This window comes from Ideonella sp., assembly GCF_044358605.1.
In the GTDB taxonomy this organism is placed as follows: Bacteria; Pseudomonadota; Gammaproteobacteria; order Burkholderiales; family Burkholderiaceae_C; genus Ideonella.
Genome location: NZ_JBIKNQ010000055.1, coordinates 22,183 through 37,948, shown reverse-complemented (window position 1 = coordinate 37,948; position 15,766 = coordinate 22,183). Strand labels below are relative to the sequence as shown.

The 15,766-nt window shown below is 64.7% G+C and carries 17 protein-coding genes; 11 read left to right on the top strand and 6 right to left on the bottom strand.

The features are described from left to right. The 8 genes from ACIQ3Q_RS17625 to ACIQ3Q_RS17590 all read left to right on the top strand — a co-directional run. A partial coding sequence (locus ACIQ3Q_RS17625) for an amidohydrolase family protein (protein ID WP_396270483.1) occupies window positions 1-422 on the top strand: 422 nt, incomplete at its 5' end. 62 nt (window positions 423-484) lie between these two features. After that, complete coding sequence (gene ligK, locus ACIQ3Q_RS17620) at window positions 485-1,168, top strand: 4-carboxy-4-hydroxy-2-oxoadipate aldolase/oxaloacetate decarboxylase (RefSeq protein WP_396270482.1); 684 nt, start codon at window positions 485-487, stop codon at window positions 1,166-1,168. 67 nt (window positions 1,169-1,235) lie between these two features. After that, a complete protein-coding gene (locus ACIQ3Q_RS17615; RefSeq protein WP_396270481.1) occupies window positions 1,236-2,213 on the top strand; it encodes a Bug family tripartite tricarboxylate transporter substrate binding protein in 978 nt (325 codons plus the stop codon). A gap of 65 nt (window positions 2,214-2,278) precedes the next feature. Continuing rightward, window positions 2,279-3,214, top strand: a complete 936-nt coding sequence (locus ACIQ3Q_RS17610) for an amidohydrolase family protein (RefSeq protein WP_396270480.1) — start codon at window positions 2,279-2,281, stop codon at window positions 3,212-3,214. 182 nt (window positions 3,215-3,396) lie between these two features. Next, on the top strand, window positions 3,397-3,837 hold the full coding sequence (gene ligA, locus ACIQ3Q_RS17605; protein ID WP_396270479.1) for a protocatechuate 4,5-dioxygenase subunit alpha: 441 nt from the start codon (window positions 3,397-3,399) through the stop codon (window positions 3,835-3,837). 8 nt (window positions 3,838-3,845) lie between these two features. Further along, window positions 3,846-4,712 (top strand): class III extradiol dioxygenase subunit beta, encoded by an 867-nt coding sequence (locus ACIQ3Q_RS17600; RefSeq protein ID WP_396270478.1) that lies wholly within the window; start codon window positions 3,846-3,848, stop codon window positions 4,710-4,712. 1 nt (window position 4,713) lies between these two features. Further along, window positions 4,714-5,670 carry a Gfo/Idh/MocA family oxidoreductase gene (locus ACIQ3Q_RS17595; RefSeq protein ID WP_396270477.1) on the top strand — a complete coding sequence of 319 codons (957 nt, stop codon included), beginning with the start codon at window positions 4,714-4,716 and terminating at the stop codon, window positions 5,668-5,670. A 93-nt stretch (window positions 5,671-5,763) separates the two neighbouring features. Next, window positions 5,764-6,774: an aldo/keto reductase gene (locus tag ACIQ3Q_RS17590; RefSeq protein WP_396270476.1), complete on the top strand. Its 1,011-nt coding sequence runs from the start codon at window positions 5,764-5,766 to the stop codon at window positions 6,772-6,774. A gap of 6 nt (window positions 6,775-6,780) precedes the next feature. Here ACIQ3Q_RS17590 and ACIQ3Q_RS17585 read toward each other — a convergent pair whose 3' ends face one another. Then, window positions 6,781-7,953, bottom strand: coding sequence for an FAD-dependent oxidoreductase (locus ACIQ3Q_RS17585; RefSeq protein WP_396270475.1), 1,173 nt, complete (start codon window positions 7,951-7,953; stop codon window positions 6,781-6,783). Window positions 7,954-8,085: 132 nt separating this feature from the next. On the opposite strand from ACIQ3Q_RS17585, the gene ACIQ3Q_RS17580 reads away from it, so the two are divergent. From ACIQ3Q_RS17580 to ACIQ3Q_RS17570, 3 genes are all read left to right on the top strand, one after another. Further along, on the top strand, window positions 8,086-9,762 hold the full coding sequence (locus tag ACIQ3Q_RS17580) for a DUF1800 domain-containing protein (protein WP_396270474.1): 1,677 nt from the start codon (window positions 8,086-8,088) through the stop codon (window positions 9,760-9,762). A gap of 29 nt (window positions 9,763-9,791) precedes the next feature. Continuing rightward, complete coding sequence (locus tag ACIQ3Q_RS17575; protein WP_396270473.1) at window positions 9,792-11,051, top strand: DUF1501 domain-containing protein; 1,260 nt, start codon at window positions 9,792-9,794, stop codon at window positions 11,049-11,051. A gap of 166 nt (window positions 11,052-11,217) precedes the next feature. Continuing rightward, window positions 11,218-11,805, top strand: a complete 588-nt coding sequence (locus tag ACIQ3Q_RS17570) for a hypothetical protein (RefSeq protein WP_396270472.1) — start codon at window positions 11,218-11,220, stop codon at window positions 11,803-11,805. A 62-nt stretch (window positions 11,806-11,867) separates the two neighbouring features. Here the strand turns inward: ACIQ3Q_RS17570 and ACIQ3Q_RS17565 are convergent, their stop codons facing one another. The 5 genes from ACIQ3Q_RS17565 to ACIQ3Q_RS17545 form a co-directional block, all read right to left on the bottom strand. Next, complete coding sequence (locus ACIQ3Q_RS17565) at window positions 11,868-14,156, bottom strand: hypothetical protein (protein WP_396270471.1); 2,289 nt, start codon at window positions 14,154-14,156, stop codon at window positions 11,868-11,870. Then, entirely contained in the window at window positions 14,153-14,473 is a 321-nt protein-coding gene (locus tag ACIQ3Q_RS17560) for a type II toxin-antitoxin system RelE/ParE family toxin (protein ID WP_396270470.1), read from the bottom strand. Before ACIQ3Q_RS17560 ends, ACIQ3Q_RS17565 begins: the two co-directional genes overlap by 4 nt. After that, window positions 14,470-14,778 carry a YlcI/YnfO family protein gene (locus ACIQ3Q_RS17555; RefSeq protein WP_396270469.1) on the bottom strand — a complete coding sequence of 103 codons (309 nt, stop codon included), beginning with the start codon at window positions 14,776-14,778 and terminating at the stop codon, window positions 14,470-14,472. Before ACIQ3Q_RS17555 ends, ACIQ3Q_RS17560 begins: the two co-directional genes overlap by 4 nt. Before the next feature lie 98 nt (window positions 14,779-14,876). Beyond that, window positions 14,877-15,293: a GNAT family N-acetyltransferase gene (locus ACIQ3Q_RS17550; RefSeq protein ID WP_396270468.1), complete on the bottom strand. Its 417-nt coding sequence runs from the start codon at window positions 15,291-15,293 to the stop codon at window positions 14,877-14,879. Window positions 15,294-15,470: 177 nt separating this feature from the next. Continuing rightward, window positions 15,471-15,746 carry a MoaD/ThiS family protein gene (locus tag ACIQ3Q_RS17545; RefSeq protein WP_396270467.1) on the bottom strand — a complete coding sequence of 92 codons (276 nt, stop codon included), beginning with the start codon at window positions 15,744-15,746 and terminating at the stop codon, window positions 15,471-15,473. Window positions 15,747-15,766 lie beyond the last annotated feature (20 nt).

Genomic DNA, 15,766 nt, shown 5'->3' with positions numbered 1-15,766 from the left:
TGCAGTGCCTGACCAGCGATTTGTTCAAAGACTTCCCAACGCTGAAGTTCTTGATTCCCCATGGCGGTGGCGCGGTGCCTTATCACTGGGGCCGCTTCCGGGGCTTGGCGCAAGAGTTGAAGAAGCCGTTGCTGCAAGAGCACCTGCTGAACAACATCTTCTTCGACACCTGCGTCTACCACCAGCCGGGCATCGACCTGCTCACCAAAGTCATCCCGGTCAAGAACATCTTGTTTGCCTCAGAGATGATTGGGGCGGTGCGTGGTGTGGACCCTGAAACCGGCCACTACTTCGACGACACCAAGCGTTATGTGAATGCCACGCCCAATTTGACTGAGGATGAGCGTTACCAGGTCTTTGAGGGCAATGCCCGCCGCGTGTTTGGGCGCTTGGATGCCTTGCTGACCTCGCGCGGGCTTTAGAAGACCGCCACAGAGACACAGAGACACAGAGGAACAGAGCCTGAAAGAAGGAGAGATGGACCATGTATGAACTCGGCGTTGTGTATCGCAACATCACCCGCGCTGACCGCGCAGCCACCGACGCCATGGCCGCACTGGGCAGTGCCACTGTGCACGAGGCCATGGGCCGCGTCGGCCTGTTGAAGCCTTATATGCGGCCCATCTACCCGGGCGCACAGGTCTCGGGCACCGCAGTGACCGTGCTGCTGCAACCCGGCGACAACTGGATGCTGCATGTGGCGGCAGAGCAGATCCAGCCTGGCGACGTGGTGGTCGCGGCCATCACCTCAGAGTGCACAGATGGCTACTTTGGCGACCTGCTGGCTACCAGCTTCCAGGCGCGCGGCGCGCGGGCCTTGATCATTGACGCCGGGGTGCGTGACGTGAAGACCCTGCAAGCCATGAACTTCCCGGTCTGGAGCCGTGCCATCTCGTCCAAGGGTTGCATCAAGGCCACCTTGGGTTCGGTCAATATTCCCATCGTCTGCGCTGGCATGTCGGTGCAACCGGGTGACGCCATCGTGGCCGACGATGACGGTGTGGTCTGCGTGCCCGCCGCACGCGCCGTGCAAGTGGCCGAGGCCGCTGCCAAGCGCGAAAGCTTTGAGGCCGAGAAGCGCGCCAAGCTGGCTTCGGGCGTGCTGGGCCTGGACATGTACAAGATGCGAGAGCCCCTGGCCGCCGCGGGGCTGCGCTACATCGACTGACAACAAGAAAACCGAGACACCGACGTTTTACTTTTTCCACCGTGTTCATTTGCAGGAGACAAACCGCATGACCTTCGTTCTCAAGGCCCTGGCCGTAGCCACCACCGCACTGGCCTTACTGGCCCCCAGCGTGCAAGCGCAAGACTTCCCCACCAAGGCGGTGCGCATCATCACGCCCTTCCCGCCGGGTGCTGGCCCTGAGGCGGCGCTGCGCGTGCTGGCTGAAAAGCTGCAAAAGAAATGGGGCCAACCCGTGGTGATTGAAAACAAGCCGGGCGCCAATGGCTTCATCGCCATCGACGCTTGGAAGCGCGCCAACCCCGATGGGCATGAGCTGATCCAGCTCGACAACGTGCACCTCACCACCTACCCCTCGCTGTTCAAGAAGCTGCCCTATGACCCGGCCAAGGACTTCGAGCCTGTGGCGCCACTCTTCCGCACCTACTTCTTTGTGGGCGTGGGTGCTGGCAGCAAGTACAAAACCGTGGGCGACATCGTGGCCGATGCCAAAGCTAACCCCGGCAAGTTGAACTACGGCTCGTGGTCGGTGGGCAACCCGGTGCACCTGGGCTCGGCCCTGCTAGAGGCCATGACCGGCACCCAGATGCAGCACGTGATCTACAAAGAAACCGCCATGCTCTACACGGCAGTCGCCACCAATGAAATGGACTGGGCCTTGGGCTCGCTGGCCACCGCAGGCCCGATGCAGCGTGCAGGCCGACTCAAGTTCATTGCCGTCACTGGCCCTAAGCGCCACCCTGCCTTCCCCGACGTGCCCACGGTGGCCGAGTCGGGTGGCCCGGCAGGCTATGAGGTGACTGGCTGGACCATGGTGGCCTCGCCCAAAGGCCTGCCCAAGGCTGTGGCCGACAAGATCCAGCGCGACATCGACGCTGCCCTGGCCGAGCCCGACATGAAGGACCGCTACGCTGCCTTTGGCTATGAGCAGTTCCCGGTCACCCGCGACCAGTTCCTGGCCTTCATCAAGTCCGAGACCGCCAAGGCTGCGGACATCGTGGCCCGCACCAAGTCCTCGCTGGACTGAGTCTCGCGCGCCCCTCACCGGGGCGGCCCTGCCGCCCCATTCACCCTAGCCCCACCCAAGCACCCATGAGCCGAACCACCTCGGGCGATTTCCAGAAAACCAGCGGCTGGCTGGACTGGTTTGACGGCCCCGCCAAGCCGCACTTCCAATTGCCCGCAGGCGCCGTGGATGCCCACTGCCATGTGTTCGGCCCCGGGGCCGAGTTCCCTTATGCCCCAGAGCGCAAGTACACGCCTTGTGATGCCAGCAAGGCCCAGCTCTTTGCGCTGCGCGATCACCTGGGCTTTGCGCGTAACGTCATTGTTCAGGCCACCTGCCACGGCGCCGACAACCGCGCCATGCTGGATGCCTGCGTGGCCTCGGGTGGCCAAGCGCGCGGCGTGGCCACGGTGCGGCGCAGTGTCAGCGACGCCGAGCTGCAAGCCATGCACGCGGCGGGTGTGCGCGGTGTGCGCTTCAACTTCGTCAAGCGCCTGGTCGACTTCACGCCCAAAGACGAGCTGATGGAGATTGCCGGCCGCATCGCCAAGCTGGGCTGGCATGTGGTCATCTACTTCGAGGCGGTGGACCTGCCCGAGTTGTGGGACTTCTTCACCGCCTTGCCCACCACCGTGGTGGTGGACCACATGGGCCGCCCCGATGTGAGCAAGCCTGTCGACGGCCCCGAGTTTGAGCTGTTCTTAAAGTTCATGCGCCAGCACCCGAATGTGTGGAGCAAGGTCAGCTGCCCCGAGCGCCTGTCCGTCACCGGCCCCAAGGCCTTGAATGGCGAATTGGCGGCCTATCGCGACGTGCTGCCCTTTGCCCGCCGCGTGGTGCAAGAGTTTCCCGACCGCGTGCTCTGGGGCACCGACTGGCCCCACCCCAATCTCAAAGACCACATGCCCGACGACGGCCTGCTGGTGGACTTCATTCCCCACATTGCACCCACCGCTGAGCTGCAGCACAAGCTCTTGGTGGACAACCCCATGCGGCTCTATTGGCCCGAGGAAGGATGTTGACCCCCACGCTCCGCCGCTGCGCGGGTCGCTGCCCCCCGCGGGGGCGCGAATCGCCTTGGGGCGGCCCGGCGGCGAGTCTCTTGACCCCCACGCTCTGCCGCTGCGCGGCGCGCTGCCCCCCGAGGGGGCGTGAATCGCCTTGGGGCGGCCCGGCGGCGATTCCACTTTCATAAGGAGACCCTATGGCCCTAGATAAACCCTACAAAGACGTGCCCGGCACCATCATTTTCGATGCCGAGGAATCCCGCAAAGGCTATTGGCTGAACCAGTTCTGCCACTCGCTGATGAAGCCCGAGAACCGCGCCCGATTCAAAGCCAACGAGCGCGCCGTGCTCGACGAATGGCCGCTGACCGAGGCGCAAAAGCTGGCCGTGCTGGCGCGAGACTTGAATGCCTGCATGCGTGAGGGCGGCAACATCTACTTCCTGGCCCGCATCGGCGCCACCGATGGCCTGTCCTTCCAGCAGATGGCCGGCTCCATGACGGGCATGACGGAAACCGAGTACCGCGCCATGATGATGGCCGGTGGCCGGTCTCCTGAAGGCAATCGTTATCTGGGCGAAGACGGCGACGCCCAACCCCACCGCCAGCCCCAAGGTGCGGCGGGTCGCAACAAGGATTGACACACACCATGGCACGCATCACCGCCTCCGTCTACACCTCGCACGTGCCCGCCATTGGCGTGGCCGTGGACCAGGGCAAGACCCAAGAGCCCTATTGGCAGCCACTGTTTGCGGGCTACGAGTTTTCCAAGCAGTGGATGAAGGACAACAAACCTGATGTGGTCTTCTTGGTCTATAACGACCATGCCACCAATTTCAGCCTGGAGTTGATCCCCACCTTTGCGCTGGGCTGCGGGGCCGAGTTCCCCATCGCCGATGAAGGCTGGGGCCCGCGCCCGCTGCCCACGGTCTATGGCCACCCTGAGCTGGCCGCACACATCGCACAGTCCGTCATCCAGCAAGACTTTGACCTGACCCTGTGCAATGCCATGAAGGTAGACCACGGCCTGACCGTGCCGCTCTCTCTGATGTGCGACAACCCGCCCATGCCCGGCGGCGCTTGGCCCTTCAAGGTCATCCCCTTCCACGTCAATGTGGTGCAGTACCCGGTGCCCTCGGGCGCCCGCTGCTTTGCCCTTGGCCAAGCCCTGCGCCGCGCGGTGGAGAGCTTTGATGAAGACCTCAATGTGCAGATCTGGGGCACGGGCGGCATGAGCCACCAACTGCAAGGCGCGCGTGCCGGCCTGATCAACAAGCCTTGGGACAATGCTTTCCTCGACCGCCTCATTGCCGACCCTGCAGGCCTGGCCCAAGTGCCGCACATCGAGTACGTGCGTGAAGCCGGCTCCGAAGGCATTGAACTCGTGATGTGGCTGATTGCGCGCGGTGCCATGGCCGACGTGGCCGGTGGCCCGGCCCCTACGCTCAAGCATCGCTTCTTCCATGTGCCGGCCTCCAACACGGCGGTGGGCCACCTGATCTTGGAAAACAACTGACATGACCCGAACCCTCAAAGTCGCCCTCGCTGGCGCTGGTGCCTTTGGCATCAAGCACTTGGACGGCATCCAGAACATTGACGGCGTTGAAGTGGTTTCGCTGGTCAGCCGTGAGCTGGACAAGACCCGTGAGGTCGCCAACAAGTACGGCATTGCCCATGTCAGTACCGAGTTGGATGACGCGCTGGCCCTGCCCGAGGTCGACGCCGTCATCCTCTGCACCCCCACCCAAATGCACGCAGCCCAAGCCATCGCCTGCATGAAGGCGGGCAAGCATGTGCAGGTGGAGATCCCGCTGTGCGACATGCTGGCTGAGGGCGAAGAGGTGCTGCGTGTGCAGCAGCAAACGGGCTTGGTCGCCATGTGCGGCCACACCCGCCGCTTCAACCCCAGCCACCAATGGGTCAACGGCAAGATCAAGGCGGGCGAGTTCAACATCCAGCAAATGGATGTGCAGACCTACTTCTTCCGCCGCACCAACATGAACGCGCTGGGCCAACCGCGCAGCTGGACAGACCACCTGCTGTGGCACCACGCCGCCCACACGGTGGACCTGTTCGCTTACCAATGCGGCAGCCCGGTCGTGCAAGCCAACGCGCTGCAAGGGCCGATCCACCCCACCCTGGGCATTGCCATGGACATGAGCATTCAGCTCAAGGCCGCCAATGGTGCCATCTGCACCCTGAGCCTGTCCTTCAACAACGACGGCCCGCTGGGCACCTTCTTCCGCTACATCGGCGACAGCGGCACTTACATCGCCCGTTACGATGATCTGTTCAACGGCAAAGAAGAAAAGATCGACGTCAGCCAAGTGGCGGTCAGCATGAACGGCATCGAGCTGCAAGACCGCGAATTCTTTGCCGCCATCCGCGAAGGCCGCGAGCCCAATGCCAGCATTGCCCAAGTGCTGCCCTGCTATCGGGTGCTGCATCAGTTGGAGCAGCAGTTGCAGGGGTGATCGACGCGATGGAGGGACGGCTGTGTCCCACAATCCGTCCCCATCAACACAGTCACCGCGCTTGTGCAGCGCCTTGCTGCACAAGTTTTCCCCATGACACACCGCCCCCTCGGCGCCTTCCAAGTCAGCCCCATCGGCCTGGGCTGCATGAACCTCAGCCATGCTTATGGCGCACCGCCTAGCGCCGAGCAGGCGCGGGCTTTGCTGCAGCAGGCGCTGGACGAGGGCTACACCCTGTTCGACACCGCTGCGCTCTATGGCTTTGGGGCCAATGAGTTGCTGGTGGGGCCGTCTCTCAAGCCCTTCAGGCAGCGCATCACCCTGTGCAGCAAAGGTGGCATGGCGGGGATGACGGGCGCGGATGGTCAGACCACCCGCGTCATTGACGGCCGCCCTGAAGCCCTGCGCCGAAACTGCGAAGACAGCCTGCGCCGCTTGGGCACGGACGTGATCGACCTCTACTACCTGCACCGCTGGGACAAGCGCGTGCCGATTGAAGAGTCGGTGGGCGAGATGTCCCGCCTGGTGGCCGAGGGCAAGGTCCGCGCCTTGGGCCTGTCTGAAGTCTCGGCCACCACCTTGCGCCGCGCCCATGCCGTGCACCCCATCGCGGCTCTGCAGTCGGAGTATTCGCTGTGGACCCGCAACCCCGAGATCGCCGTGCTGCAAACCTGCCGCGAGCTGGGCGTGGCCTTTGTGGCCTTCAGCCCGGTGGCGCGCGGCTTTCTGGGCAGCCTAACTGACGTGAGCAAGCTGGACGCCAAAGACATCCGCCGCAGCATGCCCCGCTTTGCACCCGTCCACTATGCGGCCAACCTCGGCTTGCTGGCCCCTGTGCAGGCCCTGGCCGCCGAGTTGGGCTGCACCGTGGCGCAGGTGGCTTTGGCCTGGCTGCTGCACCAGGGCAAGCACATCATTCCCATCCCCGGCACCACCCACCCGCAACATCTGAGCGACAACCTCGCGGCCAGCCGCATCGCCCTTTCAGAAGCGCATCTGGCGTGCTTGGCGGCGGCCATCAATCAGCACACGGTGCAGGGCACGCGCTACAACTCGGCGACGCAGGCGGAGATTGATACGGAAGAGTTTGGGGCTGCCACCTGAACGGTCTCAGCCAGGCCTGAACAAGCCCGCCAGCCGCTCCACCGCCGCCACCGAAGCCGCGCGGTCGGGTGTGGCATCGGCGTTGCCCCAATCACCTACCGATTGGGCTTGCACCAAGATGCCGTCTTTGCGGCTGACCATGAAGAGGTTGTGGCCGCGCCATTGCAGGCCGTAGTTCACCCCGGCTTGCGGCACCAGGCGGGCGGTTTGGCCACGCACCGGGATCAGGCTGTCGTCGCCCCACAGGGCGCGGGCGCCCCAGCCGGTGGCATTCACCAGGGTGGGTTCGGGCAGGCTGCTGAGTTGGCGCGGGTGTTCAAAGCGGCGGGTGATGATCTCGCCGCCGTCGCGCATAAAGCCGTTCATCAGCCACTCGGTATAGGCCGGCAGGTTGAAGACCATCTGGGTATAGCGGCGCACATGTGGCACGGAGAACGGGTGTTGTTGCGGCTGCAGCAACACTGAGCGCGGGCGGATATCGCCGATCAGGTCTTCCAGGTCGGGGTAGTCCGGCTCTTCGTCATGCGCGGGCACCGACGCCAGATCGGCGTCAAAAGGCACGTCCGAGAGAAAGTAGCCGTCTTGCCACATCACCGGTTCGCCCGCCAGGCCCAGCAGGCTCTGAAAGCGCTGGAAGGAGAAGCGCGCCATGGCCTCCCACTGGCGTGTGAAGGCGGGGGTGGCTTGCGCCTCGGTGCAGATGCGAGATTCGGGTGACCACACACCCGTGGCGGCCGAGGACCGCACCTCAGGCGGCCGCTCGGCGCAGTAGATGCGCACGCGCAAGCCCGCCATTTGCGCCAAGCGCGCGGTGGTCAAACCGATGGCGCCGCAGCCAATCACCCCCAGCCGTGTCGCCCCGGTGGCCCGCACCAAGCGCAGTGCCTGCTGGGCCGAACCCCAAGAGAGCGACCAGCCCGCGCCGCCATGGCCGTAGTTGTGCACCACGGTGTGGCGGCCCAGGCGCTGGGTTTCAATGCGCGGGCCTTGGGCCCGAAACGGCCGGGTGCAGCAGGCCACGGCAATGATGCGGTCGGGCCGCGCCCAGACAGGCGTGAGCGGCGCAGGCGTGGCCCAAGGGGCGGCTTGGGCCTGAGCTGGGGCGGATGGCGCCCAGGGCAGCAGGCTGCTTACGGCCAAGGCTTGTGTGCTGGAGCGGAGGAGCTGGCGTCTTTGCATGACGTGGGTATTGTGAGGGGGGTTGCTAGACGCAGGGGTGACGCTTTGCACAAGGGCAACATAGCTGTGTCACCATCTCGACCCATGCTGCCGTTATACAAGGCAGAGTTTCGTTTCAGGGAGCCTGTGCTTATGTCTCAAGTCCACCTCACTCGCCGTAGCGCCTTGCGTTGGGCATTGGCCAGCACTGCGGGTGGCCTGCTGCCATTTGGGGCGGCATCAGCCTGGGCCCAGGGCAGTGCCTCTTCCGCATCTGCATCTGCCCTGCACCTCAGCCAGCGCCTAGGCTATGGCCCTACACCCGGTCAGTTGACACGCTTGAGCCAACAAGGCTGGCAAGCCTATGTCAACGAGCAGCTTGAACCCCAGCGCTTGCCTGCTCCGGCCGTGCTGACCAGCGCCCTGGCCGGTTTCAAGACCCTGAGCTGGAGCCAAGCGGATTTGATCGAGAAGTATCGTCGCGCGGGCAAAGTGGCGCGGCAAGCCAGGCAGCAAGATGAGCCCAAGGGCATGACCCAAAAGTTCGACCTCGCTCGACAGGTGGGCTTGGAGGCGGCCGAAGCCCGCATCCTGCGCGCCCTGCACAGCCCGCGGCAGTTGGAAGAAGTCTTGGTGGAGTTTTGGTTCAACCACTTCAACGTCTTCATCGGCAAAGGCATGTGCCGAGTGCTGATGGGCAACTATGAGCAACAGGCCATTCGGCCCTTCGTGCTGGGCCGCTTCAGAGACATGCTGGGTGCCACCGCCAAGCACCCGGCCATGCTGTTCTACCTGGACAACTGGATGTCGGTGGGTGGCGCTGCGCAGGGGGCACGCGCCAAAGCCGATCAGCCCAAGAAGCCCAGTGGCCTGAATGAAAACTACGCCCGCGAGTTGATGGAGCTGCACACCCTGGGGGTGGACGGCGGCTACACCCAGCGCGACGTGACGGAGCTGGCCCGTATCTTCACCGGATGGGGCTTGAACATGCGACCCGAGGGTGACGATTCGGTGTTTCAGTTCGCGCCCAGCCGCCACGATGCTGGCGAAAAAGAATGGCTGGGTCGCCGCATCAAGCCCCAGGGTCAAGACGAGGGTGAGCTGGCGCTGGATGTACTGGCCAAGCATCCCTCCACGGCGCGGCATATCAGCCGCAAACTGGCGCAGTATTTCGTGGCGGATGAGCCCCCCGCGAGCCTGGTGGACAAGCTCGCCGCCCGCTTCACCCAGACCGACGGCGACTTGAAGGCCGTGACCCGCGCACTGCTTGAGAGCCCAGAGTTTGCGGCGAATAGCGCGCAAGGCAGTAAGTTCAAGCCGCCTTATCGCTACGTGCTCTCGACCTTGCGCGCTTGTGACACCCAGGACGTTGAGGTGCGCCCCTTGGTGGCGGTGTTGCAGCGCCTGGGCATGCCCCTCTTTGGCAGCCCCACGCCAGATGGCTACAAGTACACCGAGCAGGTCTGGCTCAGCCCAGATGCGCTTCAATCTCGGGTCAGCTTTGCCACCGCCTTCGCGTCGGGGCGCCTGCCTGAACTGCAGCAAGACGACGATGAGCCCGACATGCGTGATATGGGTGACAAGCCCCGCAAAGGCGACAAAGGCGAAAAACCCACCAAGGCCAATAAGGGCGAGGGCCGCGTGACCAATCTCGAAGACAAGGCTGCCCGTGTGGGCAACAGCCGGTTCTGGGGCGCGGTCGATGCCGACGCCCTGCTCAAGACGCTGGGCCCAGCCATCAGCCCCAAGACCCGAGCCGTGCTGGAGCAATCCGAGCCGGCCTTGCGCGCCGCCATGGTCTTGGGCAGCCCTGATTTCATGCGTTACTGAGTCCTAGCAAGCTCGTAAGGAATAGCACCATGCAAAGACGTGATCTTCTCAAGGCTGCGGCCCTTGGCTCCGCGCTCTGGTTCCCGGTGGGCAGACATGCCATGGCCATGGCCCGCCCAGGCGCCCAGCCCGCTCAGCCCCGACTGGTGGTGATCTTGCTGCGCGGCGCCATGGACGGCCTGAGCGTGGTTGCCCCTTACACCGACCCCGACTACGCCCGCTCCCGACCAGACCTTGCAATGGCCAAGCCCGGCAGTGCCGATGGCCTGTTGGACCTGGATGGCCGCTTCGGCTTGCACCCTGCGTTGGCGCCGCTGATGCCGCTGTGGCAAAAGGGCCAACTGGGCTTTGTGCAGGCCAGCGGCTCACACGACCCGACGCGCTCTCACTTTGATGCGCAAGACTATATGGAGACCGCCACGCCCGGCCGCAAGACCACCCAAGACGGCTGGCTCAACCGTCTGATGCAGGCCTGGCCTGCCAGCCCCGTGGTGGGCACCTCGGCCTCACGCGCTGTCAGCGTGGGTGCAGTGTTGCCGCGCATCTGCCAAGGCCGCTACAACATCGCCAACCTGCCCTCGGTGGCGGCGGTGGCCCGGCCTGGTGTGCTGGACAAGCCCCGTGTGGCCAGTGCCTTTGAAAAGCTTTACGGCAACGACGACGCCATGGGCCGCGCCTACCGTGAAGCCCAGCAAGCTCGCCAGGAAGTGCGGGCCTCCATGGAGGACGACCACGGCCCGGACATGGCTGCCGTGGACCGTGGTGCTCCCCTGCCCAATGGCCTGCCCGACGACGCCGCCCGCCTGAGCCAAGTGATGCGCAACGACCCGCGCGTGCAAATGGCCTTTTTGGCCCTGGGCGGCTGGGACACCCATTCGGCCCAAGGCACCGTCAAGGGCCGCTTGGCCCAGCGCCTAGAGCCGCTGGGCCGGGGCTTGGCTGAACTGGCTCAAGGCCTGGGGCCAGTGTGGCAAGACACCGCGGTGATGGTGATGTCCGAGTTTGGCCGCACCGTGCGCCAGAACGGCACCGGCGGCACCGACCACGGCCACGGCAATGTGATGATGCTGGCGGGGGGGCGTGTGCACGGCGGCAAGGTGCACGGCGAGTGGCCCGGCCTAGAGAGCCGAGCCCTGCACGACGGCCGCGACCTGGCCATCACCACCGACTTCCGCGACGTGATTGCGGCCACCATGGCCCAGCACCTTCGCTTGCCAGACAGCGCTATGAACACCGTACTGCCTGGCTATACCGGCGCAGCCACTGCGCTGAAGCTGATGCGGGCCTGAGCGGCTGCCCTTAGGGGTATCTAACCCCTAGGGTTCTGGAGAGTGTTTTCTGGCCCTCACACCTAGCCTCTGGGTGTCGGTGCTCGCAGCCCTGCCGATGACGTGACGACGACTCGCTGAGCCCAGCGATGCTCGTCATCGGGCTGCTTTCACAAGGGAACACATCATGAAGACAAAACTGTTGGCTGCAGCACTAGGCACACTGTTGAGTGGGCTGACCTGGGCCGCCCCACCACACCTGCCCGCCGTCGATCCGGTGGGCGGCAACGCAACGCTGTGGTCGATCACCTTCTTTGACGACACCTCAAACACCCACACGCAGTGGGCCACGCAAAACATCTGCATGCTGCAAGGCCCCACCATGGGCACCCACAGCCAAGGCCTGTGGTACAGCACCACCTACAACCGCTGGATCGGACGCTACACCGAGGAAGGCAATCAAGTGCACATGATTGGCGACTTCTGGACCGGTGCGGGCAAAGACGCCATGACATGGAGCAAAGTCACCAGCAAGATGGAAGGCTATGGCCACTGGCAGGAATGGGTCGAAGATGGCGCCTATGGCAATTGGTTTGCGCGCGGCAACACCAAGCTGGTGAAGCTGGGGGATTGCGACTGGAAGCCACCCGTGAATGCCGCCTGGGCTGACCTTGAAAAGATGGCGCTTGAAGAGTCCATGCGTGCACCCAAGCGCTTCCGAAAAGACGGCAGCTTGGCCTACCCCAACGACCGCGACATGCTGCCTCTGCAGTGATGAGGCCACGCCGCTGAGTGGTGCGGGCCGACAAGCCCGCAGCATCACTCAAGCGGTCAGCCTTACAGCCCGCTATCCCACTGCAGCTTGGCAAAGGCCTCGCGCCGCGTCGCTTGGCCGGTACTTGCATCCCACTGCAAGCCCAGGCTGACTTGCCATTGCGGGTTCAGGCGCTGGCGCCACATCAGCGAGCGGTGTTGGTTCTGGCTCAGGCTGCCGGGCAGCGCGCCTGCCGCGCTGCGTTGGCTGCGCTCTTGCTGCACGATGGCGCGCAGGCTGCGCTGGCCGTCCAGGTGCCATAGCGCCAAGACTTGCCAGCCCAGGTCTTGCAGGCCGGGTTGGCCCGCCTCTGCGCCAATGCGCAGGCCGGTGAACACAGGGTCCAGCTCCAGGCTTTGGCCGCCGGGCAGGGCCCAGCGCGTCTTGGCCTCCACGGCCCACCAGCCGCCGGTGCCCAGGCGGTCCAGCTCGGTGTCCAGCATCCGGCCCCAACTGCCGTTGGCGCTCAAGCGGGTCAGCCAAGGCCAGGGCGAGGTCTCTAGCCCACCCTGCAGATTGGGCGTGGCGTGCAGCAGGCCACCACTGCGGGCGCGCTGCTGGTCTGGCCCCACATTGGCCCACACCACCGTGCGCCCTGGTGCCCGCAGCCAGCCGCCCACCCGCACACCGCGGTGGATCACTTCACCACCGGGCTCGGCTTGGCTGTGGTCGCGCAGGCTGCGAGATTCCTCCAGCCCCAGGTGCCATTCGGTTTCATAGAGGGTCAGGCCCTCTTGGCCGAGCGGCAAGGTCTGCTCACCCAGGCGGCGGTTCAGCTCCAACTTGGCATGCCACAGCCCGGCTTGGGGGGAGAAGCCCTGCAGGTTCACATACTCTGGGCTGACCCAGCTCGCCTCGGCATAGTTGAACCAGTCAGGGGTGCTCTGCGTGCCCTGTGCCCACAGGCGCGCGCCGCGCTCGGGCGAGCCGTAGCGGGCGCGGGTCAGGCCTTGTTCATCCACGGCAACGCTGTTCTCGCTCAACAGCGCGTGCCAGCGGCCTTGCAGGTGGGTGTCGCCGGCGTTGTGGCGCTCCAGGCCGTCCACACCCCAGACGCGGTTGGCTTGCTGGTCCGTGACCTTGCGCTCGGCGGCCATCAGGCCCACGGTGCGGTCCTCGGCCTGCCAGCGGGCCCGCAGCAGGGTGGAGCTGCTGGGCGCGTTGAGCTGCCAGGCCTCGGTGCCCCAAGGGCGGCCGCGCAGGGCCACGGCCCCGGCGCGGTCCTCCAGCACAAGGGCCGTGGCGTCAGCCTGCGCACCGCGCCAGGTGCTGCGCACGCCCCAACGCGGGTCGGCCACGGTGCGCGAGTAGAAGGCCGGGGCGGTCAGGCCCAGCACGTCGGCGCTTTCCAAGAAATAACTGCGTTTCTCAGGCAGTTGAATGGCCACAGAGCGGTTGCCCCGGCCTTGGGGCGCGTCGATCTCGACCTGCGCAAAGTCGGGGTTCAAGGTGGTGTTGAACACCCAATCCGCCCGCGGCCGCCACAGTGCTTCTACGCCCAGCGAGCCTTCACCTTGGCGCTGACCCGCCTCCCGCGATTGGCGCAGCGTCCACTCGGCGCGCACCGCGGTGATGCGCTGGCTGCGGTGCTGCTGCAAGGTCTCGGCCAGGCCTTCCAGCGGCAGCATGTGGTTGATGAAGCTGAGGGCCTCAGGGTCGGCCTTCTGGCTGATCAAGAGCAGGTTGTCGGCGCGGGGCACGGCGCGCGCCACCACCAAGCCCCAAGGCACCTCGCTGTCAAAGGGGTAGCGCAGGGCGGCCAGCGGCCAGCGCATCTCTAAGCTGTAGCCGTCATCCAGCCGGGCCACGGCCACTTCGACGGGGAAGTCCGGCCCCAGGTCGTCTTCATCGTCGGCCGCGCGGTACAGCCCATCGGTCACCACCCCGGCTAGGCCCGCCTTCACAAACACGGCGGCCTCGCGGCGGCCGGTGGTGTCTAACCACACTCCAATGAAGTCTTGGTCGGCCTGCACGCCATCGCGCCGGCTCAACATCACCTGCGGCCCTTGCGTGTCCCAGGCGCGCACGCCAAAGATCAGGGCTTTGTCGTCCACCACCACCTGCACCTCGGTGCGCAAGCCGTCGGGTACCACGCCATTGGCGGTGGGCGAGCGCTGCGCAAAGTAGCGGTGCCGCGCGGCGCGCTGCCACACGCCATCATCCAAGCGGCCATCCAAGCGCACCGGGGCGTCCTCGGCGCTCAGGCGCAGGGCTTGGAAGTGCGTGGGGGGTGGTGCCGCTTGCGCAGCGGCCAATGTGGCCACCAGGCTGAGCATGGCGAAGAGGCCATCGCGTGGTTCAAATCGTTTCATCGAAAGTCCTGCTCGTGCTGGTCCCTGGCAGCAAGCAACAGCACCTCGCTACCTCGTATCGCAAACAGCACGACACAACCGCCATGTCCAAAAGGGATGATCAATTCTCGGAACGCCTTGTCAGCCTCTGACCGGCGGCAAGTGTGGGGTGCAAAGCTGAGGATGCCCAGGCCGCGCATCAGCACTTCTTGAAAGCGAAAGAGGCAGGTTTCGTCGGGCGTATCGCTCGACAACTCGCGCAGAACAATGTGGTCCTCCAGCCGCGAGATGTCCGTGTCAAAGTTGACGGTCGGCACAAGCCGGAAGCGCTCGCTCACTCAGCGTCTCGCTGGCCTTTGGCCACAGCGGCCGCACGAATGCGAAGCTGCGCCGCCTTCGCGCGCTGCTCCATGCCCCCCATCAGGTCTTCCATGCTCAGCAAGCCCGTGCCCTTGTCGGCCTGGCGCAAGGCCTTCTTGGCCCGGACGATGGCGGCGTTCTGCTCGGCGCGGAACGCGGCCTCCTTGCACACGGCGTTCTCAATGAATTGCGTCAGTGACTCGCCTTCCCTCAGCACCGCCTCTAGGCTGGCTTTGGTGTCAGGGGCGATTCGAATGGGAGGCAGGGTGGCGGAACGGCTCATGGCCGAAATGTATAGCAAGTGTTATACATCTGCAATCCAAAGTCTTCTCCCCGAGAAGGCTGTGCCCATCCAGCGCGTTTAATGCGGGGGGCCAGGCGTCAAGCGTTCTCGCTTGTGCCCTGAATGAAGGAGAAGCGGACGATGTCATCGCGAACCTTCCAGCCCGTGGCCTCCCAAAACTTCTGGCCCAGGGTATTGGTGCGAAAGACATCAATGTGAGACTTGGCGATGCCCAGTGTCGCAAGACCCTGCAGGCAGGCTTCCACTAGCTGCTTGCCCAGGCCAGACCGGCGATGGTTGGGGTGCACGACCAAGTGCTGCAGGTACCCGCGTCTGCCGTCGTGCCCGGACATGATGCAGCCCACGATCTGGTCCTCGACCACAGCCACGAAACTCAAGCCCGGATTTCGCTCCAGATGCCGTGCTGTGGCGTCTCGCGAATCAGCGTCTCTGAAGCTGACACCGGGCGTTGAAATCATCAAGGCCATGACGGCCTCGTAGTCCGCAACGGTCATGACTCTCAATACATGCATCGTGAAGATCCTATGGTTTTGGCGAACAACACGCAGGCGCTCGATCCGGTGTCAGGCTGCCGGAATTTGAGCAGCACGTCGAGGGATGAGAGCACGCGCTAAAAAGTGGCGCGATATTGAGGTGGCATGGCGCGATTCCAGAAATTGCGCCGGCTCCAGTTAGCCCCCACTCAAGGCCAACAGCACCGCCACCTCGTCGCCCTCTTTCAGGGCGCAGGCCAGGTCGCGCACCGCGCGGCCGTTGACGAAGATGCGCATGTTGGGTCGCAGTTGCTGCTGTTCGTCCACCACCCGAAAGCGCAGGCCGGGAAAACGTGCGTCGAGGTCGGCAAACAGGGCATGCAGGCTGGCACCCCGAGCCTGCACGCGGGTACTGCCCGTGTAGGAGCAGAGTGCGGCGGGCAGCAGCACCTGGAGGGCGGGCTCAGTAGACATGTTGTCGATGTCTTGATTGG

Excerpts from the sequence above, each read along its gene's own strand:
- ligK (WP_396270482.1), top strand. The coding sequence starts at position 485 with ATGTATGAACTCGGCGTTGTGTATCGCAACATCACCCGCGCTGACCGC.
- ACIQ3Q_RS17615 (WP_396270481.1), top strand. The coding sequence starts at position 1,236 with ATGACCTTCGTTCTCAAGGCCCTGGCCGTAGCCACCACCGCACTGGCC.
- ACIQ3Q_RS17610 (WP_396270480.1), top strand. The coding sequence starts at position 2,279 with ATGAGCCGAACCACCTCGGGCGATTTCCAGAAAACCAGCGGCTGGCTG.
- ligA (WP_396270479.1), top strand. The coding sequence starts at position 3,397 with ATGGCCCTAGATAAACCCTACAAAGACGTGCCCGGCACCATCATTTTC.
- ACIQ3Q_RS17600 (WP_396270478.1), top strand. The coding sequence starts at position 3,846 with ATGGCACGCATCACCGCCTCCGTCTACACCTCGCACGTGCCCGCCATT.
- ACIQ3Q_RS17595 (WP_396270477.1), top strand. The coding sequence starts at position 4,714 with ATGACCCGAACCCTCAAAGTCGCCCTCGCTGGCGCTGGTGCCTTTGGC.
- ACIQ3Q_RS17590 (WP_396270476.1), top strand. The coding sequence starts at position 5,764 with ATGACACACCGCCCCCTCGGCGCCTTCCAAGTCAGCCCCATCGGCCTG.
- ACIQ3Q_RS17585 (WP_396270475.1), bottom strand. The coding sequence starts at position 7,953 with ATGCAAAGACGCCAGCTCCTCCGCTCCAGCACACAAGCCTTGGCCGTA.
- ACIQ3Q_RS17580 (WP_396270474.1), top strand. The coding sequence starts at position 8,086 with ATGTCTCAAGTCCACCTCACTCGCCGTAGCGCCTTGCGTTGGGCATTG.
- ACIQ3Q_RS17575 (WP_396270473.1), top strand. The coding sequence starts at position 9,792 with ATGCAAAGACGTGATCTTCTCAAGGCTGCGGCCCTTGGCTCCGCGCTC.
- ACIQ3Q_RS17570 (WP_396270472.1), top strand. The coding sequence starts at position 11,218 with ATGAAGACAAAACTGTTGGCTGCAGCACTAGGCACACTGTTGAGTGGG.
- ACIQ3Q_RS17565 (WP_396270471.1), bottom strand. The coding sequence starts at position 14,156 with ATGAAACGATTTGAACCACGCGATGGCCTCTTCGCCATGCTCAGCCTG.
- ACIQ3Q_RS17555 (WP_396270469.1), bottom strand. The coding sequence starts at position 14,778 with ATGAGCCGTTCCGCCACCCTGCCTCCCATTCGAATCGCCCCTGACACC.
- ACIQ3Q_RS17550 (WP_396270468.1), bottom strand. The coding sequence starts at position 15,293 with ATGACCGTTGCGGACTACGAGGCCGTCATGGCCTTGATGATTTCAACG.
- ACIQ3Q_RS17545 (WP_396270467.1), bottom strand. The coding sequence starts at position 15,746 with ATGTCTACTGAGCCCGCCCTCCAGGTGCTGCTGCCCGCCGCACTCTGC.